14 protein-coding genes are annotated in these 21,553 nt (G+C 38.6%); 3 read left to right on the top strand and 11 right to left on the bottom strand.

Translation table 11 applies throughout. From position 1 onward, the window contains the following. Window positions 1-13: 13 nt before the first annotated feature. From E7A03_RS08915 to E7A03_RS08885, 7 genes are all read right to left on the bottom strand, one after another. The gene (locus E7A03_RS08915; RefSeq protein ID WP_316074036.1) at window positions 14-5,092 is read right to left on the bottom strand and encodes a TonB-dependent receptor plug domain-containing protein; all 5,079 of its coding nucleotides are present in this window, start codon (window positions 5,090-5,092) and stop codon (window positions 14-16) included. Between the two features lie 186 nt (window positions 5,093-5,278). Further along, the gene (locus tag E7A03_RS08910) at window positions 5,279-10,300 is read right to left on the bottom strand and encodes a TonB-dependent receptor plug domain-containing protein (RefSeq protein WP_316074035.1); all 5,022 of its coding nucleotides are present in this window, start codon (window positions 10,298-10,300) and stop codon (window positions 5,279-5,281) included. Between the two features lie 232 nt (window positions 10,301-10,532). After that, entirely contained in the window at window positions 10,533-11,423 is an 891-nt protein-coding gene (locus E7A03_RS08905) for a helix-turn-helix transcriptional regulator (RefSeq protein ID WP_156697019.1), read from the bottom strand. Between the two features lie 257 nt (window positions 11,424-11,680). After that, on the bottom strand, window positions 11,681-12,076 hold the full coding sequence (locus E7A03_RS08900; protein ID WP_316074034.1) for a YbaN family protein: 396 nt from the start codon (window positions 12,074-12,076) through the stop codon (window positions 11,681-11,683). Beyond that, on the bottom strand, window positions 12,076-13,443 hold the full coding sequence (locus E7A03_RS08895; protein ID WP_004698733.1) for a PTS ascorbate transporter subunit IIC: 1,368 nt from the start codon (window positions 13,441-13,443) through the stop codon (window positions 12,076-12,078). Before E7A03_RS08895 ends, E7A03_RS08900 begins: the two co-directional genes overlap by 1 nt. Before the next feature lie 29 nt (window positions 13,444-13,472). Then, window positions 13,473-13,748: a PTS sugar transporter subunit IIB gene (locus E7A03_RS08890; RefSeq protein ID WP_004696686.1), complete on the bottom strand. Its 276-nt coding sequence runs from the start codon at window positions 13,746-13,748 to the stop codon at window positions 13,473-13,475. A 20-nt stretch (window positions 13,749-13,768) separates the two neighbouring features. After that, window positions 13,769-14,224, bottom strand: coding sequence for a PTS sugar transporter subunit IIA (locus E7A03_RS08885; protein ID WP_004696688.1), 456 nt, complete (start codon window positions 14,222-14,224; stop codon window positions 13,769-13,771). 252 nt (window positions 14,225-14,476) lie between these two features. Between E7A03_RS08885 and E7A03_RS08880 the strand changes: the two genes are divergently transcribed. Genes E7A03_RS08880 through E7A03_RS08870 form a run of 3 tightly spaced genes read left to right on the top strand, consistent with a single transcriptional unit; the run spans window position 14,477 to window position 17,283 of the window. Then, the gene (locus tag E7A03_RS08880) at window positions 14,477-15,484 is read left to right on the top strand and encodes a FecCD family ABC transporter permease (RefSeq protein WP_008601589.1); all 1,008 of its coding nucleotides are present in this window, start codon (window positions 14,477-14,479) and stop codon (window positions 15,482-15,484) included. 26 nt (window positions 15,485-15,510) lie between these two features. Then, window positions 15,511-16,257: an ABC transporter ATP-binding protein gene (locus E7A03_RS08875; RefSeq protein ID WP_287507620.1), complete on the top strand. Its 747-nt coding sequence runs from the start codon at window positions 15,511-15,513 to the stop codon at window positions 16,255-16,257. 21 nt (window positions 16,258-16,278) lie between these two features. Further along, window positions 16,279-17,283 carry an ABC transporter substrate-binding protein gene (locus tag E7A03_RS08870; protein ID WP_008601594.1) on the top strand — a complete coding sequence of 335 codons (1,005 nt, stop codon included), beginning with the start codon at window positions 16,279-16,281 and terminating at the stop codon, window positions 17,281-17,283. Between the two features lie 231 nt (window positions 17,284-17,514). On the opposite strand, the gene E7A03_RS08865 is transcribed toward E7A03_RS08870, so the two are convergent. The 4 genes from E7A03_RS08865 to E7A03_RS08850 form a co-directional block, all read right to left on the bottom strand. Then, entirely contained in the window at window positions 17,515-17,688 is a 174-nt protein-coding gene (locus tag E7A03_RS08865; protein WP_004696696.1) for a hypothetical protein, read from the bottom strand. 429 nt (window positions 17,689-18,117) lie between these two features. Then, window positions 18,118-19,116 (bottom strand): inorganic phosphate transporter, encoded by a 999-nt coding sequence (locus E7A03_RS08860; protein WP_004696698.1) that lies wholly within the window; start codon window positions 19,114-19,116, stop codon window positions 18,118-18,120. Further along, window positions 19,109-19,738: a DUF47 domain-containing protein gene (locus E7A03_RS08855; RefSeq protein WP_004697557.1), complete on the bottom strand. Its 630-nt coding sequence runs from the start codon at window positions 19,736-19,738 to the stop codon at window positions 19,109-19,111. The genes E7A03_RS08860 and E7A03_RS08855 overlap by 8 nt, the downstream gene beginning before the upstream one ends. 273 nt (window positions 19,739-20,011) lie before the next feature. Then, window positions 20,012-21,481: a [FeFe] hydrogenase, group A gene (locus tag E7A03_RS08850; RefSeq protein ID WP_278621865.1), complete on the bottom strand. Its 1,470-nt coding sequence runs from the start codon at window positions 21,479-21,481 to the stop codon at window positions 20,012-20,014. Between the last annotated feature and the right edge of the window lie 72 nt (window positions 21,482-21,553).

Here is a 21,553-nt window from a genome sequence, read left to right as displayed (position 1 = left end):
TACAGACTGAGCATTAGAACCTATAGGTCCCTTGAATTCGTGTATAATCGCCTAACTTAAAGCTTTCACTACCATATAAAGTATCTCGTTTATTAGTGCCCTTCGCATCAAATGTATAGAATGCTTCAAGAAGCAAGTCCTTACGCGGTACATAACCGGCACCAAATGTAAAGCTACGAACACCATCTAAATAACGATCAGGTACTGCGCCCGTACCATTGCCACCGAAGAAGGAACCATGTTCAAAGTATTTGTAATCGATGAACGCATTCCAAGATTTCGGAACATCTAGATCAGCACGCCCAATATCTAGACGAGCCATCCAGAAGTGTGGTGTGCCGCCCATTTGGTGACCTTTTAGAGTAAAGTCTGCTGTGCCACGTTCATGTTGATATATGGTATTACCATTGAGGTAACGTCCTAGGTTAGAACGGTTTTGACCATAATCAACCGTAACAGCTGCATTAGCACCAAGTTGATACTTAGCACCGATACCAAATACATGAGCTACATTGGAGAAGCTGTATTCATCATTACTGTTTCCATTAGCATTTAAATATGTATGTGTTTTACCGCCAAAGGAACGTAAGTACCAAGCTTGTAAACCAAGACGAGCACCAATTTGTTTCTTGTATTGAATAAATGCGGCCTTATCGATGGCTGGTACAGTATCTTTTTCAAGAACTACACCTTCTGTTCTAATCAAGTTGCCAATGACCTTACCGATTGCTTCGCGTGGTAATTTATTTTCAGACTCTGCATCATGTACAACATTTTCAAGATTATACATATAGTTATACATAGCATTTGGCATGCCCCAACCATAATAAGAACCACCTTCACCATAATCGTTATAGGACATTGTAAAGTTCTTCTTATATAAGGCCTCTTTAGCATCATAATCGCTAAATACGTATTTACCACTATCATATTTATAAGTCTTAGCCCCTAAGAAACCAGTAAATTCGTAATCACTAGATGGTTGACCATAGTAATCATAAGATCTCTTAAATGTACCATCAGCTTGTTTTACCCAAACCTCATCAAGCGAACCATTATTATAATTCTTCCAATTATCTGTGGCATTATATTTAGCAATTTCTGAAATGGATTGATTAATCTCATTACCATGTTTATCAACATAACCCTTAGGGTTTACCAAAGCTTCTTTATTATCAGTAGGTACGATAAGTCCTTTAGCCTTATCTTTTAGATATTCAGGGTATAACGGAGAGTTCACATTATACATAAGATCACCAGTCTTATAGAGTTTTTCCCCTGTTTTCTTATTAGTAATTTCGTACATTGTATATCCACCAGATGGAATATCGAGGGAGAATTTTTTCTCAGCCATCTCTTTAGGATATGCTTTTGTAAGAATATCTTGTAAACGACTCATAACTTGAGATTGTTTTTGTTGTGTTTCTACTAACTTAGCATTAGCCTTTTCAATTTCTTGATCGCGGTTTGGATTACTCCAATTTAGATTTAATGTAGCCTTATAAGCTTCATATTCATCTTGCAAATCTTTAAGCTGTTGATAGAAATAAAGGCTATTAGTCTTGCCTTTATAAGTCGAATCATAAATGCCATTAGGACTATCTGGTGCTGCCGGAGCATCAGAATCTTTTCTTTCACCATCTGAACCAGATTTTGTAGCACTGTTGATATCATATGGATAATCATCACGATTGATACCAATCAATTCAGCTGCTGTTGGTGGTCTAAAGATAACTTTATGCACTGCATGTGTATATGCAGAATCAGTGATACCTGTACTATGTTTGAAAGTACCAACACCAATACGAACTTGAGAATCATGGCCATTCCAAACAGCACGAACGCCATCATATGATTGACCAAACCAGTAGCCACTAACGCCCATAGGCTCAGTTAAACGCCCCACTGATACATCCCATTTTTTAACTCGTCTTGTAAGATCAACTGTATCGAGTCGTTGATGATTGAGACCTTTGGAATCAGATTTTGTCCAGCTTGTATCTACTCCACTCATACCACTCATGCTGCCAATAACCTTGAGGTTTGTGAACTCATTGAGTCGAGCATCAAAGCCAAGACGTAAGCGTTGTTCAAAACTATGACGATTAGCATCGTACATATTAGCTTTTGCAGAACCGATAGCAGAGTTTGCTCTAAATGGAGATTGCGGTCTATTAGAACCATCATGTGCCATCCAACGCGCTCTATAGTCGCCAACCATTGTAATACCACGTTCTTTAGTAGTATCAAAATCAGAACGAATAAAGTCAGTTAAACGAACTACATCAGCTACGTTTTGTACACCAGATTCAGAATTTACCACTTCACCATTAGCTACATTAACCCCTGTAGCATTAACTTTTGAACCATCCTTAGTTTTGCCGATGGCTGTAGTTTTACTACTATCGCCACCACCAAATTTAAGGTTAACACCCATGCGGTATACGCGTTCTTGTGTAGCACGATCATCATCGCGATGGTTAAAGATATTGTTGATACCGAAATACATCATGGCATTTTTATTGAAACGTTTTTGAATCATTACATTCCAAATGCCAAATGTTTTCTTTTCATACATTTGTTTCTTATAAACGCCTGCATCACCAGATAAGATATCTGGCCAGTAGTTACCACCGTTATTAAGAGTATTACTATCAAGCATATTGATATAGTAATCACCCCAGATGGAGCCATTCCAACCGGATTTAGGGTTATCATAAGTAATGCCAATATCAACTTTGTGCATTGGTTTATCCAATAATTGACGTGGCATGGATGGATCGCTTTTGTTGATGGCGTGTAAATATGTATAACCTAATTTACCAGACCAACATTTGCCGAATTTTTGTTGTACTTCCGCTTGCAACCCTGTAATTTCAGCTTTACCAATATTTTTAAAGCTGTAAATCATATCCGGTGCACGTTGGTATTTCGCATCACCTTTAAGATATGGTGCGAAGTCCATAAAATCACCAGTGAAGTATACAGACATATAGTTCTTAATACGGTTATGGAATACACCTACGCGTGCATATGTATTTTTATTTTCACCTTCCAAACTCATGTCGAAATTGACCGATTTTTCTGGTTTCAAATTAGGATTGCCAGCCCAATACCAACCGAGTTTTGCTACCCCAATCCCTACAGGGTTAGAAGCATACATTTCCCAGTTATACCACAATTCGCCCATACCAGGTTCTGTATAACCAGTACCTACATTGGCTTTAAATCTGCGATGTGTATTACCGTTAACGTTATATGTCATACCCAAGGATGCAGATACGTTAGAACCAAACAAGCTACTATTATCAAAACGCACAATTGGAGACAATGTTAAATTCTTATTAACTTGCCATGTATCAGAAATATAAGCGTTTATTTTACGAATCGTACCACTACCAGTAGTCAAGCGTTGGTCGCGATTACGGTACTCTTCCAAGAAAGCCTTACCATTTAGCTTAGGCGCTTTCTTACGCATTTCTGGATCGTTAGACTCACCATATTTAAAATAGTCACCTACGATGTTTGCACGATGTGCCGCCATTTCAGGATTTTCCGATTTCAACCGATTTTCCAAAGCATAATATCGCTTCTTAAATTCATCCGTTACGGGTTGATTATTCGGCGATGTGCTTGACCATTCACTAAGTCTGCTTTCCGATAAACCATAATTCACATAATCATCGTACGTAATGCCCGGCTTTTGTGCCTTTGTTTCAGCCCCATAGTATTCATAATCCATATCCCATTGCGGCATGCCGCCACCGGAATTAATGAATTTATAGTCATGGATGTGAGAGTAAACTTTAATACTATTATCGCCTTTACGTCGCACGAGACGATCAAGGCGGTCTACTAACAAGCTTTTATCGTAATCCCATGGATCAATGTACATCGTACTTGTATTAGGAGAACTCTTTAAGCGACTACCAGAACCTTCTTCACGAGCATAGCTAACACCATAGCTTAGCAAATGATTTTTATTGACTTGCGTATTAGCATTTACTCGAATATCTAATTGACGATGATCGATGTTATCGATATAACGCAACTCATTAGAGCCTTCATAAGCGGAACGACCTGTATAGTTAATGAGCGCTACGTCATTTTCTTTAATACGAGAGTAATTAGTTTCTACAGTCCAGTCACTCTTTCCAGCTCTAGAGGACCATTGCAGGTTAGCTGTATTACGATCTGCGGTACGTTTGAAGTGTTGCTGTGGCTCTAAATCGGAGTCGGAATGCTTAACATCGCGTACAAGATCTTCCGTGTACCGATTAAGTCGCAATTCCACCTTATTTTTATCATTTGCCTCGTAGGTCGCTACAAGACCGATATCTGCCGCATCACCATAGTAACGAAGTACATTTGGCTTGAAGTTATGTTTTGCATAATCAAAGGCCATCCCAGAGGCACGACGTTTAACAGATGCTAGAACAGGCATAAGATCTCGTTTACTACCTGATAAACCAACCTTTAACTTGCCCATTTGACCAGAATCGGCACGAATGAAGAAGTTTTGGAACGGAAATACATCGCCATCGCTCTTGCGACGCAAGCCTTCAGCATTAAATTGTACGGATGGTTTCTTTTGTGCTTTTTTAGTGATGATATTAACTACACCACCTACTGCATCAGATCCGTATTTAGCACTAGCCGCACCTTGAATAACTTCAATTCTCTCTACGTTCTCTGTACCCAAACGTTGTACTTCATCGGCCGCACCAGAGTACTTATCAAAATCACCTAGCACTGGTTGACCATCTACGAGGATAAGAGTGTGACGCGCTTCTGCACCGCGAATGGACACGCCCACACGCCCCATAGCATCAACTGTTCTAGATACGCCTGTTTGCGTAAAAATAATGTCTTCAACGGACTTCGCCTGTTTCTTTTCAATCTCTTTCTTGGTAATGATTTGCACTTGCTGTGAGTTCAATTTTGCTTCTTCTTCTGCCCATGTGCCTTTCACATTAACAACATCTGTAGTGACAGTCGCATTATCTGCCCAAACCACTAGAGGTGCGCTAAGCCACAAGGCAACTGCACTAGACAGGATTATGGTACGCTTTGTATGTCCCCACCGGTTCATTATGCCCTCCTAAACTTATAACTAAACATATGTCTTGTATCTCCCACACAAAAATTAAAAAGATACACTTCACCAACATTAATGACATTGAATATCATTCACATTTTAATGTTAGCAAAGTGTATCTTGCATATCTACTCCGAATAGACCAAAAATATACGTTTCGGACAAATCGGATATAAATTTTTAGAATTTATACGTCATTTGGAAACGAGTATAATTCCCAAGTTTAAAGTTTTCAGATCCATATAAGGTATCTCGTTTATTGATCCCTTTTGCATCAAATGTATAGAATGCTTGTAAAAGAAGATCTTTAGTTGGCACATAGCCACCACCAAAGGTAAAGCTCTTAATACCATCTAAGTAACGGTCAGGAACAGCCTCTGTACCATTGCCACCAAAGAAGGAACCATGGGCAAAGTATTTATAGTCTACATAGGCATTCCAAGAACCAGGTTTATTCATATCGGCACGACCAACATCAAAGCGCAATGCCCAAAAATGAGGTACACCACCTACGTCACGGCCCTTGATATCGAATTGAGAGGATCCAGCCTTATGGTCATAATGAGTATTGCCATTCATGAAGCGACCAAAGTCACTACGGTTTTGTCCATAGTCGAAGGAAACACTTACATTATGATTTAATTGATACTTAGCTCCAACGCCGAAAACATTAGCCATATTGTTGAATTCATGCGCTTCTGTAGCATTACCATTCGCCGTATAGAAGCGATAGTCACTACCGCCAAAGGAGCGTAAGTACCACGCAGCTAAGCCAAGTCTAGGTGTTACCATATGTTTAACTTGAACATAGGTAGCCTTTTCAATTGGTGGAATTGTATCCCGCTCCAATACGACACCTATTGAAGGAATAACAGCACCTGTATATTTGCCTAGCGCCTCTCTCGGCAAACGACTGTTGCCGTCCGCTTTTTCAAGCATTCGGGCCAAGCTATTAAAGTACGAAGCTATCATAGAAGGATAATAGGCACTTCCTTTTACGTTAATAAGACCAGACGTGCCGGAGTCGTTAATATCAACGACATTCGCCTTATAAATAGACTTGTCCAGCCCGTCAAAGGCATTATCTTCAAATTTCATCATGTACGGATTATTGCCAAAGCTATAGGTTGCTATATCTTTCGCCTTGGCACGATACGCCTCCACGATAGCCGCCTTATTCTGATTGTACCAATTTGAAATAAACGTTTTTCCACCATTGGAAAGAACAGTGGTATCACTCAACTTCATTTCAAACAATGGGTTTTTCTTATCAAGCCCAATCGTTCCCGGTGCTATTTTCTGAGTGAAAGTACGTTCGTCTTCATACCATTGTTCATCATCTTCATCATAGTATCGCGATTTATAAGAATACGTTACTGACACATCAGGCATCTTAATCGATACAGTCTGTTTAGCCGCATCCACACCATAAGCTTTCACCGCGATCTCCTGCATCCGGCGCAACACATCAAACTGCGCAGCTCGCAACGGTTCCCGTTCTTTCGCCACACGAGCTTCCACATCCGGCAAAGATGCTTCCAACTTTGCCAACTCCGCTTTTAATGGAGCCAGTTGATCCGCGGACATGCCGTCAATAAATTCTTTAGACCAGATATCGGAAGTCATATCGTCGATTTTCTTCTTTAATGTACCTACCTCCGCATCTAAGATGCCTTCCTTATCGCGCAAGGCTTTTAATTGCTGGTAGAAATTAATAGTATTCCCTGCGTTTGGTACGATGAGTTCCTTATTGGCACCGTCCGAATCCATAGTAACACCTAAGAATTCCTCTACCGTTGGAACCCGTTTAAAATGCGTATAAATAGCATGAGTATAAGCACTGTCGCTAATTCCCATACTATGTTTAAAGGTCCCCACACCGATACGGACTTGAGTATTCTTATTCGTCCAAACACTACGAAGGCCGTCATATTCCTTATTAAACCAATAACCTGTAACCCCCATAGATTCAGTAATACGACCAACACTATGATCCCATTTAGAACCGTGATGTGTTACATCTAGTTCTTCGAGACGTTGATGATTAAAACCTTTAGAGCCTTCTGTTTCATGACTGCTATCTACACCAGCTTGGCCAGAAGCACTACCCACAACACGTACATTCGTATTATCGTTAATACGAGCATCGACACCGACACGTATACGTTGATTCAAGCCATGTTCCTTGCGGTCCGCCAGATTCTTTGCCGCCTCGTCGGATACGTAACTTGTAGCAGTCACCCGCGTAGCAGGACGATCAGATCCAAGATGACTGTCATTACGTACACGATAATCACCTACAAGTTCCATACCTCGTTTTCTGTCTGTATCGAAAGGACGCGTAATAAAATCCTGCAGCATAACCGGAGGTAACGATTCAAACTGCTCCTTCGTAAGTTTCGTTTTACTTTCACCTGAACCGAAACCGAATTTCATATTTAATCCGATACGATATACTCGAGCCGATAAAGCCCGATCATCATCACGATGATTAAAGAGATTATCAATACCGAAATAGATTCGTGAATCCTTATCAATCTTCTTTTGAATCATCAAATTCCATATGCCATAAGTTTTATGTTCATACATATCGGCGGTTTTTCTATTATTCAAATTATATCTGATAACGGAACGATCGGAATTATTAGGATCAATATAAGATACCATATAATTACCGCCACCAGACAAGGAGTTACTATCCAGCATATGAATATAATAATCTCCCCACAGACTACCGCTCCATCCGCTAGCCTTATCCTCAAAATCCACACCGATATCCACTTTATGACGAGGTTTATCCAGTAATTCACGAGGCATATCTTTATCGCTCTTATTAAGCGCTCGTAAATACGTATATCCCAAACGGGCCTTCCAGTGTTTATTCAAAGTTTGTTTAACTTCAAATTGAAGTCCCGTAATTTGGGCCTTGCCGATATTACGGAAACTGTAAATCATATCTGGTGCATGAGCAAATTTCGCCGCTCCATATGTGGTAGATTCATCATACTGAGGATAAAAATCCATCAAATATCCCGTATTGTAAATCGACATATAATTCCGAATATTATTATGGAATACGGTTACTTTACCATAGGTATTTTTATTTTCCCCTTCCAAAGAGAGGTCGAAATTCATGGATTTCTCTGGTTTAAGGTTCGGATTTCCGACCCAATACCAACCTAATCGGGCTTCACCGCCACCGATTGTGGCATTTGTAATATTTGGGCCATACATTTCCCAGTTATAATACAGCTCGCCCATACCAGGTTCCGTATAACTGGTACCCACATTAGCCTTTAATCTGCGGTGTACATTTCCATGTACATTATGAGTCATACCGAAATTAAACGACCAGTTAGAGCCAAATAAATCACTATGATCCAGTCTTATAATTGGTGATAAAGTAGTATTTTTATTAACCTGCCACGTATCCTGAATAAAGAAATTCTGTTTCTTGATCTCTGCACGTCCTGCGGTCTGTTGATTAACGCGTTTTAAATACTCTTCTTTAAAATAAGCTCCATTTAATTTCAACTTCGTAGAATCAAAATCCGGTACGGCGCCATAGTAAAAGCTCGGTAAATAGGCATCATAAAGTGCTGGATAATACTTACCGTTTTCATCTTTTCGGCCCTCCTTATTAAAATGATAGTCTTCAATAAATTCTTTATTCTCCGCTAATAAACGTTTAGCAAACTGCTGATATCGCGCATAAGCTTCAGGATTCCGTTTTTTCAGCGTACGCTCCGTCACGGGGCCGTCCACAAGCCCCATTGCGGCCGCTGAATCAATCCCCGCCTGGGGATCCAAATATTGAAGATATTCTTCATAAGTAAATTCCGGCAATGTGTTTGGCTTGCTTTTATCTCCGTTATACCATTCTTTCTCCTTATTCCACTGCTCTACACCGGCCTCGTTTTTTCTGAAAGAATGGTCATAAATTGTGGATGAGGGAACACCGTTTTTTACTGCCAGACTTTTATCATAATCCCAGGGGTCGATATGCCGTTTATAGGTATGAGGCGCATTTTTAAGTCTGCTACCTTCGCCTGTCTCCCGTATAAACCCAATACCATAAGACAAGAGATGTTTCTTATTGACTTGCGTATCTGCCCCGAGTGTTACGCTCCATTGACGATGATCTACATTATCCACATAGTTTAATGTATTTTTCCCTTCATAGGTACTGTTCCCGTAGTCACTGGTTAATGTTACATCATCTTCTTTGGTCCGAGTATAATTCAGCTCCGCTTTCCACGAACTCTTATTGTCCTGACCAGTATACGTCAAATTAAGATTGTTCCTATCTAAATCCCGTTTGTAATGAACCTGAGGTTCCAAATAAGAAGTACTGCGCTTTACATATCGTTCCAAGTCTTCATTATACCTATCGATACGGACTCCCAAAGACTGTTTATCATTAATATCATACGTAGCGGCCAAACCTATATTGGAATTTGTACCGTAATATCGTAGGGAATTCTTTAAAAACCCGTGATCTTCATCATTGGTCATAGCGCTGATACGACGCCGCTCGCTAGCATAAATAGGCATAATATCACGTTTACTACCGTGAATATTAACTTTTAACTTACCTAATGAGCCGGAATCAGCGCGCATAAAGAAATTGGAAAACGGTACGATATCACCGTCGCCTTTAGTTCTACGACCTTCCCCATTAAACTGAAGGCCAGCGGTCTTACGCGGTTTATTGGTAATAACATTGATAACACCACCGATGGCATCGGATCCGTATTTAGCACTGGCTGCACCTTGGATAATTTCTATACGTTCCACATTTTCTGTACCGAGACGTTGTAATTCATCACCAGCACCTTGATATTTGGCAAGGTCGCCCATCACAGGCTGTCCATCCACAAGAATCAAGGTATGACGAGGATCCGCTCCACGGATAGATACGCCGACGCGCCCCATCGAATCGACGGTTCTAGATACGCCAGTTTCGGAAAATACAATATCTTCTACGGATTTTGCCTGCTTTTTGACAATATCCTTCTTCGTGATAATCGTCGTCTGTTGAGACTCTTGTTTTGCCTGCTCTTCAGCCCATGTACCGCGAACATGAACCACATCGGTTGTTACAGTCGCATTGTCCGCCATAACCACCGGCATTTGCAACCAGCACGCTACTGCGCAGGATAGTATGACATATCTCCTTGCCCGCACCCAACTCCTATTCATTAAATTTCCTCCACACATATATTTAACCATGCATATAAAAATACACTTTACCACTATAACCAAATGACATTGAAAATCATTTACAGGTTTAATAGTAGCAAAGTGTATTATACATATCTACTCCGAATAGACCAAAAATATACGTTTAGGACAATATTTAATTTTCATAGACTATCAAACTTAGCCTAAAGCACAAAAATTTTTAGCTAGGATAATATAAGGTCCAAATTATTTAGACCTTACGATAAGCACTTGGCGTTACACCAGTAGCCTCTTTGAATGCACTAGTAAATTTACTACCATTCTCATACCCTACCGCATTAGCGATTTCTAAAATAGACTGATCTGAGTCTTGAAGCAATCGCTTCGCCGCATTAATACGACATTCTTTTAGATATTGATGTATGGTTGTACCAAATACACCTTTAAAGCAACGTTTCAGGGTAGATGTAGGAATATCAAACTGTTCAGACAAGGAATCAATAGTAATACGCTTCATAAACTGTGTTGATACATATTCACTTACAGCTTTTACAATATCTACCTGTTGCTTTCTATAGGTACTTCTCTTTTCAGGATTAGCTGTAGAGATAACAGATAATAATAAAAAGATTTCAATCACTTTTAATTTAAAATAGTGCTCTTTTATTTGATCTGACACATTATATAAACTGGAAAAAATGTGACGAACAGTTTCCGTTTCTTCCATCATCATACCAAAATCAGAATGCTCACAAAACCGATTGGCCAACTCAGTCAAATCAATTCGAGAATCACTAACAAGTGCATCTAATACGGGTTGAGCTTTTTCAACATCTACTAATAATACAATTCCTTTAAATAATTTTGTAGGAAAGTAATTTTCATGTTGATAATCAGAGCGTATATGCCAACCTAACGACATATCCCCTGGCCCCATATATAAATACTCACCAGATGAAAACTTGCACTCTATGCGCCCCTCTTCACAGTGATTTATAGCAAACGTCTTGGTATGTGATTTAGCATAAAATTGAATCGTCTCTTGCTTCACATCTAGAAACATTAGATCGATACCGTCAAACACCGTATACCTTGACATAGATGTTCCAGCATGTGAGGCCGCATGATTATGTGGATTCATACTATCACCATATACACAAATTCTATAAACATAAATTAATAATATTATATTATAGTATACTTATTGATAGTCATTGTCAACTTCAAAATAGTAATAATTCATTTTATATTTAAAAATATAAGCTAGTTAGCTTTAGTAATATAGAATAATTAATATCATCATTAAGATATAGTTAGTGTGCTATAAAATAAGCCTCATAAATTAAACTACAAGAACTTAATTCATGAGGCTATATTCAAAACTAAGGATATAAGTTTCTATTTTTTTGTTTTAATAATAAAAGCTAATGCTATGACATGAGCTACCCATATAATGCCCATAACCATTAGAGCAATAGGCATATCTTGACTAAAATAGGCACCAATTGTCATTATGGCACTAACGGATACGAGAATGGACAACTTTGCCCGCAATGTCAACGCTTTATCGCGTTCATAAGCAGCAACAGTCTTTTGATATAAACTAGACGCCAAAAACATTTTATGGAGTCGTTCAGATCCACGAGCCAAACAAAATAACGTTAGCATATAAAAAGGAACTGTTGGCAATAGTGGTAGTACGATACCTGCTGTACCAAGGGCAAAACTTATGGCCCCAATAGTCAGGAATACATATCGAACAACTACATTACGATGTTGCTCAGTTTTTTTCATTAATCCTCTTCTACATAATTAATAACTTTACCTTTTGTTTTAATAAAGTTAGGAATAATAAGTACTAAAGCGGCAATAGCTACAATGCCATAAATACCAGCCATACCTACCCATTCATAAGCATTACCTAATACGAGACCCATCACTGCAAAGTCCGCATCACCAAAGGTTGTATTTTGGAAGCCTAATTGACCAAGAACTGGCAACGCCAAAGCTGGCAAGAATGTAATAGCCAAACCATTTAGGAAAGCACCTACCGCTGCGCCACGACGACCACCAGTAGCATTGCCATAAATACCTGCTGTAGCACCACAGAAGAAGTGTGGCACAAGACCAGGAATGATTAATACGCCACCTACAGCACCAAGGATAAGCATACCGATGATACCACCGATGAAGGAACTAAGGAAGCCTAATACAACCGCAGTTGGAGCATAGGTGAAGAATACGGCACAGTCTACAGCTGGAATTGCATTAGGAATAATTTTTGTAGCAATCCCTTGGAATGCAGGAATCAAATCACCTAAGATCATACGCACACCTGAGTATACGATTGTTACACCAACAGCAAAATTCATAGCACTCATAACAGCGTATAAATATGGGCTCATATCACCTGATAAAGTAGCGACAAATTCGGAACCTGCTGCAAATGCCGCAATTAGGTAAAATACGATCATAGTTAATGCTGTAGATAATGTTGAGTCCCGTAAAAAGCCCCATTTTTCTGGTATTTCAATATCTTCTGTACTATCTTCAGCTTTACCAACATATTTGGCAACCCAAGCTGATAAATAGTAGCCTAAACTACCAAAATGACCAATGGCAATTTCATCACCATCTGTCACTTTGGAAGTATAACTTTGACCAATAGCTGGAGAAATGGCAGACCATGCCCCCATTAAGAAACCACCTACAAGTATGAGTTCCATACCAGATAAACCTGCAGTACCAAGTACGGCAGACATAAGGCATGCCATAAATAAGCTGTGATGACCTGTTAAAAATACATATTTAAACTTGGTGAAACGTGCAATACATAAATTCATCAATAAGCCTACAACAAGAATAGACATTGTTTCAACGCCAAGTACCTTTTGTGCAACAGCTACAATAGCTTCATTATTTGGCACTACACCAGTAATATGGAATCCATGTTCAATCATTTTTCCCAATGGGTCAAGATTGCTAACGATAACACCCGCACCTGCAGCTAACATTAAATACCCGAGAATAGGTTTTAATGTGCCCGTCATTATTTTATGAAACGGACGTTTCAAGGCGATCAAGCCTATACATGACATAATACCAATCAAAAGTGCCGGTTGAGACAGCACATCACGCAAGAACTCTAATACCATTTCCATGGCACTACCTCCTATATAATTGTTACATATTATTGAGCAGCTTGTTTTAATGCTTCAAGAACATCTTCTGTAATCTTCTTTTTATTAATATAGCTACGAACAATAGCAACATTTTTATCGTCAAATTGTTCAGCCAACTCTTTTACAGTTACGATGAGATCTGCCTTACGACCTTGAGCCGCGTTAAAATCGATAGATTCAACTTGTGCATCGATACCATTTTCAGCACAAATTTCTTCAATTTTCATTTTTAACATCAAGCTAGAACCAATACCATTACCACATACAGTTAATACAGAAATCATACTTGCCTCCTTCTAAATGTTTATTGCTCGTCTAAATGCTCTGCCAAGAATGCTTGTACGTCGTCAATACTTTCAAAGTCAACGGCCGCATCTAAGAATTCTTCATCCTCAAATAAAGTAGCAATATCTGTTAACAATTGAATATGCTCATCTTTATTAGGAGCACATAAAAATAATGCTACAGATACAGGGTCATTATCAGGACTGCCAAAATTCAATGGTTTTTCCAATGTCACCAAAGCCGTTCCTACACGCTTTGCACCATGTTCTGGGCGAGCATGTGGCATAGCAAGACCTGGAGCCAATACGATATATGGGCCCATTTCGCGAACTACTTCAACCATAGCCTCTGTATAAGATGGATCCGTAAAACCCGCATCAACCATCAGTTGACCACCATGACGAATAACATCCTCCCACGTCTCAGCGGGATAATGAAAGGATACATTATCCTCAGATAATAAATCTTGTATCAAACTAACACCTCCTAAACGTACTTCTGTACATATAGTTCTATTATAGCTATTATAATAAATTTTTCATATATCAAAATAACAATGAACTTATAAAAATGAATAAAGCTAACATAAGATTTTGCTATTTATAATTTAATAAACCCTTATACGTATAATACCTATACAGGTATTAATATTGTATATATATTGAAAATTCTCTATACTTAGATAAGAATTAGACTACCTAAATAAAAAATAGAATAAGGAGATTTTATGCAGACTTCGGTAAAAGTATTTGTACTCTGTCTAATCCTCTGTATTTCATTAGTAACAGCTTTACAGTTTGGCGCTAAATTCATTTCTCTAGACCAAATTATTTCAGCTCTTCTATCTATGATTGATGTAAATGCTACAGCATCTATGACTAATACGATTATTACAGATATCCGCTTACCACGACTTATTTACTCTGTTCTAACAGGTATAGGTCTATCACTTGTGGGTCTATTAATGCAAACGGTCACGCGCAATGCCCTCGCAGATCCCTATGTATTAGGTGTTTCTTCTGGCGCAAGCACAGGTGCCGTTTTCGCTATTATCATGGGTGGGCTACCATTCTTAGGCCAGTACAATACGCCTATTTTTGCGGCCCTAGGCGCAGCACTTTCAATTATATTAGTCCTCTTATGTGTTGGTAAAAGCAACAGCCCCGTAAAACTTATCCTCATAGGTATGGGTATGACTGGTGTATTCTCAGCCTTAACGATGATGATTATTTACGGAGCCAAACACGAAGCTCAAGTGCGAAGTGCTATGTTCTGGCTACTTGGCAGCTTTGCAGGCATACAATGGAGTGATTTACCATTAACAGCAATCATCATAACCTTATTTATGCTATATATCTATACGTTCAATCAAGACCTTGATGTGTTGCTACTCGGTAATCATGAAGCAGCACAAATGGGCCTTTCCGTTAAGCAGTTACAATTAAGTATTGTTGTCATATCCTCTATTGTGATCGCCACACTAGTATCAAAGGTTGGTGTAGTTGGCTTTATCGGCCTTATCATCCCTCACCTTGCTCGGATTATAGGCGGACCTAAACATAAACATACATTACTATTTAGTGCACTCATAGGTAGCATCGTTATGATCTGGTCAGACGTATTATCGAGAGCACTCTACAGTCCAGAAGAAATCCCTATTGGTGTGCTTACATCTTTATTGGGGGCTCCACTCTTCATTTGGATTATCATGAGTCGTTATAAACACAATGGTTAGTGTATATCATATCTATAGGAGATACTATGTATCAAATTAATCAGCTGTCTTTTTCTTATGAAACCAAAGAAGTGTTAAAGAATATTTCTGTAACATTTCCTACCAATAAAATAACAGCCATAATTGGACCAAATGGATGTGGTAAGTCTACGCTACTTAGCCATCTATATCGACTTCATCCATCAAAAAACAAAATCACATTAAACGAAAAACCTTTAGAGTCTTATAAAGGTCGCGAATTTGCTCAATTGGTAGCAGTCTTAACACAATCTAGAGACGCTATGATCGATGATTTTCTCGTAAAAGATATCGTTCTCATGGGACGGTATCCGTACAAACAACACTTTGGCACCTATAGTTTTGAGGATGTTAAAATTGCAGAGCATTATATGAATGAAGTAGGCATCACCCATTTATCAAATGAAGAAATTCATCATTTATCAGGTGGTGAGAAGCAACGCGTATTCATTGCTAAAGCCTTAACCCAGAAACCTCAAATACTTCTTTTAGATGAACCTACTAATCATTTAGATATGAAGTACAAAGTGGCACTAATGAAACAATTGCGTGATTTTAAAGGCACTACGATTGTAGTTCTTCACGACTTAGATCTAGCGGCTCAATATTGCGATCATATAGTCATCATGAACAACGGAACTATCCTAAAAGAAGGTTCCCCTACCGAGGTGCTCACACCTGAAATTCTTGAACCAATTTTTGAAGTTCCTTTCAAAACCTCTTGGGATGAAGGGCGCTATCATTTATATTATTAATTAGTAAAGAAAGGACTTACTATGTTTCAGAATTTAAGAAAGTCAAAAAAATTATTATTAATCGCAATGACATGTGCTACATTCGCTATTGCTGGTTGTGGTTCTGATACTACAAAAACTACAGGTGATAACGGGACCTCTGTAACATGGAGTGAAACATTTGACGGTACAAAAACAGACTTTGCCGTAAAATCCGCCCCAACTCATGCAGTGTCCATGTCCCAAGCAACAACGGAAATGATGTTACAATTAGGCCTTGAAGACAAAATGGCTGGGACCGCTTTCAAAGAAGAAGAAATCTACCCACCTTTACAAGCGGCTTACGACAAAGTAAAAGTATTATCTGATAAATGGCCTTCCTATGAAGTATTCATGTCCGTAAAGCCTGACTTCGCTACGGGATGGCCTGATTCTTTCAGCAAACGAGCTATACCTGCAGATAAAATGATTTCCCAAAAGGTTAATATTTGGATTCCTGAATCCATGTTATCTACTAAAGCTGACCTAGAAACCAACTTCAGCGACATGATTAAATTGGGTGAGATTTTCGGCGTAAAACCTAAAGCTGAAGAATGGGTTGCAGGTCAACGTAAAACATTGGCAGCTATCCAGGATAAACTAAAAGACTTACCTCGTAAACGCGTTTTCATTTATGACTCTGAAGACGGTCAACCATTCACAGCATTCGAGGGTTATACTACTAACATCTTAAAACTTATCGGTGCTGATAATGTAATGAGCGGCTTAGGCGTTGATAAAACATGGGCTAAAGGTTCTTGGGAAACAGTAATTGCACAAAACCCTGATTATATTATTATCGCCGACTATGGTAATTCTATTCGCAACGATGATGATTTTCAACAAAAAATTGAAAAGATCAAGGCTAACCCTCAACTTCAAGATATCACAGCCGTTAAAGAAGGTCACTTCATTCGTGTAAAACTTTCTGAAATCACTCCTGGGGTACGTACCGTTGATGCTCTAAAACGTTTAGCTGAAGAAATTCACGGCATCAAAGTAGACTAATTTAATATAACAAAATATAGAGTAATATGTAATATGTATTGTATATTATATATAACGAAGAAGGTCCCAATTCAAATGAATTGGGACCTTTTCGTACTGCTTGTATTGCACACAGCATATTGTTTTAGAGAGTAAAGATGTGTTGTAGTTGAAAGATTTAGAAATAATGAATTATTGTAAAATAGATTTAAAATGTATTAAATTGTATATGCTGTGACAATGCCTGATTATTTATACTTCTCGGTTATATTGTTGCCTATATCGTTTATCATTATTTGCCTTAATAGCCATGATCAATGGCTTTAGCGAAAGAAACTCTTCATCACTAAGTCGAAAGGTTCTACCAATACGTTTAATAGGATTACGTGGGCGCCCGGCACCGCGTCTAGATCCACCCCATGCCATATACATACCTCACTTTTCACTTGAAAAACTCCTTCTACCGATAGTATAACCTCCGATACATAAGTATGCAATAGCCATTCACTTTAAACAACCTCTTAACAGCCTATAAACAAGTAATAAACTTCATTTATTAGTAAAATGCATAATCAATAAAACACATATTTATAAGTATTTTCCCCTATTCAACTTGAATTGTAACATTAATGTTGCCAAATATAGATAAATCTCTTTTATAGAATATAGTATTTACAAATCAGTTTATTTCTATATTTTTAGATTATTTAGAAACTATCACGTACATATATAATAAATAGAATTTTAAAATAGAAAAGCAAAGTATTTATAAATATAACAATATAGGAAGAATATTTTGACAAACAAAAAAGACTGCGTTTGCAGTCTTTTTTACTGTAATAAAAAGTATATGAATTAGCCAAATAGTAAGTGACCTACTTCATAAGCAATAGCGGCAACGATGCCAGATAATGGAATCGTTACAAACCAAGCCATAACCATAGATCTTGCTACGCCCCAGTTAACGGCTTTAATACGTTTAGAAGAGCCTACACCTAGTAAAGAACCACTTACTACGTGTGTAGTACTTACAGGCAAATGTAAGAATGTAGCTGTAAAAATAGTAATCGCCGAGTTTAAATCAGCAGCGAACCCATTAATAGTTTCTAGTTTGAAAATCTTGGTACCCATTGTAGAGATAATTTTCCAACCGCCTACAGCAGTACCCATAGCCATTGCAGTAGCACAACAAAGCTTTACCCAAATCGGTACATCTAATGTATCGATGAAACCACCGCTAAGTAAGGTTAATGTGATTATCCCCATCGCTTTTTGTGCATCATTAGAGCCATGAGAAAATGCCATCATAATTGCTGATACAATTTGCATGGATCTAAATCGATCATTTAAAACAATTGGAGAAAATCTACCGAAAATAAGCAACAATACTTTCATCACAATATAGCCACCAATCATGGCTACAATCGGAGATAAAATAAGAGACAAAAAGATTTTTAAAATCCCCGCCTCATTCAACGCATCAAATCCTACAGACCAGCCCACAGCACCGATGATACCACCAATCAAAGCATGGGATGAGGAACTTGGGATTCCCCAATACCAAGTTAAAAGATTCCATGTAATGGCACCGATAAGGGCTGCAGAAATAATACCACTATCGATAAGAGATGGCGACATTACTATATCACCACCAATAGTCTTTGCAACACCTGTACTAACCATTGCACCCAAAAAATTGAGAGCAGCGGTCATCATAATCGCCTTTTTAGGCTCAATAGCTCGTGTAGAAACGGATGTGGCAATGGCATTCGCCGTATCATGAAAGCCATTGATATAGTCAAAGGCTAATGCTAAAAATACAACTAGCCATACTAAATAATGAGCATCAAGCATACTTCAATACTACCCGGCGGAATGTACCAACCAAATCTTCGCATCCATCGATTACATCTTCCATAGCGCTAAGGATTTCCTTCCATTTGATAATTTCAATTGGATCTGTACACTCTGTAAAGAGCTTAGCCATTTCTTCATGATAAATATTATCCGCTTCAGACTCAAGTTTCAATACTTGGTGAACACGCCCCTCTACCTTCACATGATCCTTTTTAAGACTACCCATATAACCAATGGATTTGTTGATATGCTTAACGCATTTAACAACAATTTCACTCATGCGAATAGCACCATCACTTGGTTTGCCAACGTGATACATAACCATTTTATCCATGATTTCTTTGATATTATCCAATGTAGTATCCAGTTGGTCAATCAAAAGCTGAATATCCTCACGATCCATTGGAGTGATAAATGTTTTACGTAAACGCTCTACAGTTTCATTTACTAATTCATCGGCAGCTTTTTCCTTTGTATCAATTTCAAGAAATGCCTCTTCCTTAGAGATATCCCCCTTAAACACGCGTTCCATCATTTCCGCACTTTCATAGGTTAGTGCAGCATGCTTTTCCAAAATACTGAAAAATTTTTCTTCTTTTCCTTTTAATTTAAAAGCCATGAAGATCCTCCCGAACCAGTATTGATTGCTTCTATAATAACAATTTAATTATAGCATACTACAGGTAATTCCTAAACCAATTTACCAATCTCTATATTTTAACCCCTATGCGTATATGGCATATATAGAATCTACCTCTGTGAAAGCTTTTATTGACCATATTTCCACTATATAAAATAGATAAAAAAGCAGATAGCTGACTAACATATCAACTATCTGCTATATATTTCTTAGCTATCTTTGTGCTTTTTGTTAACTAGTAACCATCAACTCTTAGTTATTAGCTTCCGCTGCCGCTTTAGCCGCCTCTGCCGCCTTTTTCAAATTAGGCACAGATGTAGGGCATGTACCAGGCGTACAAGCGCCATTAGGACCTAAATCTTCAGAACGGTTCACAAAGGTAGTATGTAACATGTGATGTGCTTTGTGGCTCATAGGTTTGCCATCAAAGAACTCAGCATACAATTTTTGGATATCCGGATTATCACAAGCAGCTTTTACAGTTACTTCTGCATCGCGAGTATACAAGGATGCAATACGAGCTTCACGAGCTTTGTCAGCCATCGGTAATTTAACGCGTGGTTGACCACCACCACCGATACAGCCACCACGACAAGCCATTACTTCGATAAAGTCATAATGGATATTTTCTGCACGCATGCGTTCGATGAACTTACGCAAATTACCGGTACCATGAACTGCCGCTACATGTAATGTTTTATCCCCAATCACTACGTCTGCTTCACGAGCACCGTCCATGCCGCGAATAGCTTCAAATGGAATCAATGTTTGAGGTGCATCTTCACCTGTCGCCATTTTGTAAGCCGCACGCATAGCCGCTTCCATAACACCACCAGTGTTACCGAAAATGATACCACCACCAGAAGCTTCACCCATCAATGGGTCAAAAGCAGAATCTTCAAGATTATCAAAGTTGATTTCTTCTGCGCGCAACCATTTTGCAAGTTCCCGTGTAGTAATACAGTAGTCTGTATCGCGCATTTCTGGTGTATCCCAGTATTCCGCGGAGGAATTCATTTCATCGCGACGAATTTCAAATTTCTTAGCTGTACATGGTGTTACTGCAACAGCCACGATTTGTTTTGCATCAAGGCCCATTTTTTCAGCAAAGTATGTTTTTTGTGTAGGCGCTTGCATAGCAATTGGGCTCTTAGCCGTAGATAGGTTTGGCAAGAATTCTGGATAGAATGTTTCCGCAAACTTAACCCAAGCAGGACAACAAGATGTGAATTGAGGCAATACTGCATCACTATTAATAACACGTTCTAATAACTCAGATGCTTCTTCCATGATAGTCATGTCCGCACCAAAGTTTGTATCAAGAATATAATCGCCACCCAATTTACGAAGAGCAGCTACCATTTTACCTTCTACAAATGTACCAGCCTCAAGGCCGAATTCCTCGCCCAAACCAACACGCACGGCAGGCGCAGTTTGGAAAATGACGATTTTATTAGGGTCAGCAATAGCTGCTTTTACTTCATCAATTTCAGAGCGTTCATTAATGGAATCGAACGGGCAAATAGATGCACATTGACCACAATGAATACAAATTGGATGATCTCCATTAGTTGTTAAATCATAATAATCAAATACACCCATGTCTACAGCACAAGCTTTACGACATAAGGAGCAGTTTTTACATTTAGTTAAATCTTGTACTAATGCAATATTTCCGTCTTCAATTGGTACGCGACGGTCTAAAAATTGGTACTTACTCATGAGTTCCTCCTACTTAGGTAACGTTGTTATCGTTAATCGTAGAAATTATACTATACATTGTGAGTTTTATCA

Source organism: Veillonella parvula (genome assembly GCF_032472435.1).
GTDB classification, from domain to species: Bacteria; Bacillota; Negativicutes; order Veillonellales; family Veillonellaceae; genus Veillonella; species Veillonella parvula_N.
Note: the sequence above shows the minus strand (reverse complement) of the source record. Positions and strands in the feature narration are given on the sequence as shown.

Bases quoted from the DNA above. Each gene is read 5' to 3' on its own strand.
- E7A03_RS08910 (WP_316074035.1), bottom strand. From the start codon at position 10,300: ATGAATAGGAGTTGGGTGCGGGCAAGGAGATATGTCATACTATCCTGC.
- E7A03_RS08895 (WP_004698733.1), bottom strand. From the start codon at position 13,443: ATGGAAATGGTATTAGAGTTCTTGCGTGATGTGCTGTCTCAACCGGCA.
- E7A03_RS08880 (WP_008601589.1), top strand. From the start codon at position 14,477: ATGCAGACTTCGGTAAAAGTATTTGTACTCTGTCTAATCCTCTGTATT.
- E7A03_RS08860 (WP_004696698.1), bottom strand. From the start codon at position 19,116: ATGCTTGATGCTCATTATTTAGTATGGCTAGTTGTATTTTTAGCATTA.
- E7A03_RS08870 (WP_008601594.1), top strand. From the start codon at position 16,279: ATGTTTCAGAATTTAAGAAAGTCAAAAAAATTATTATTAATCGCAATG.
- E7A03_RS08865 (WP_004696696.1), bottom strand. From the start codon at position 17,688: ATGGCATGGGGTGGATCTAGACGCGGTGCCGGGCGCCCACGTAATCCT.
- E7A03_RS08855 (WP_004697557.1), bottom strand. From the start codon at position 19,738: ATGGCTTTTAAATTAAAAGGAAAAGAAGAAAAATTTTTCAGTATTTTG.
- E7A03_RS08850 (WP_278621865.1), bottom strand. From the start codon at position 21,481: ATGAGTAAGTACCAATTTTTAGACCGTCGCGTACCAATTGAAGACGGA.
- E7A03_RS08900 (WP_316074034.1), bottom strand. From the start codon at position 12,076: ATGAAAAAAACTGAGCAACATCGTAATGTAGTTGTTCGATATGTATTC.
- E7A03_RS08915 (WP_316074036.1), bottom strand. From the start codon at position 5,092: ATGAACCGGTGGGGACATACAAAGCGTACCATAATCCTGTCTAGTGCA.
- E7A03_RS08905 (WP_156697019.1), bottom strand. From the start codon at position 11,423: ATGAATCCACATAATCATGCGGCCTCACATGCTGGAACATCTATGTCA.
- E7A03_RS08890 (WP_004696686.1), bottom strand. From the start codon at position 13,748: ATGATTTCTGTATTAACTGTATGTGGTAATGGTATTGGTTCTAGCTTG.
- E7A03_RS08875 (WP_287507620.1), top strand. From the start codon at position 15,511: ATGTATCAAATTAATCAGCTGTCTTTTTCTTATGAAACCAAAGAAGTG.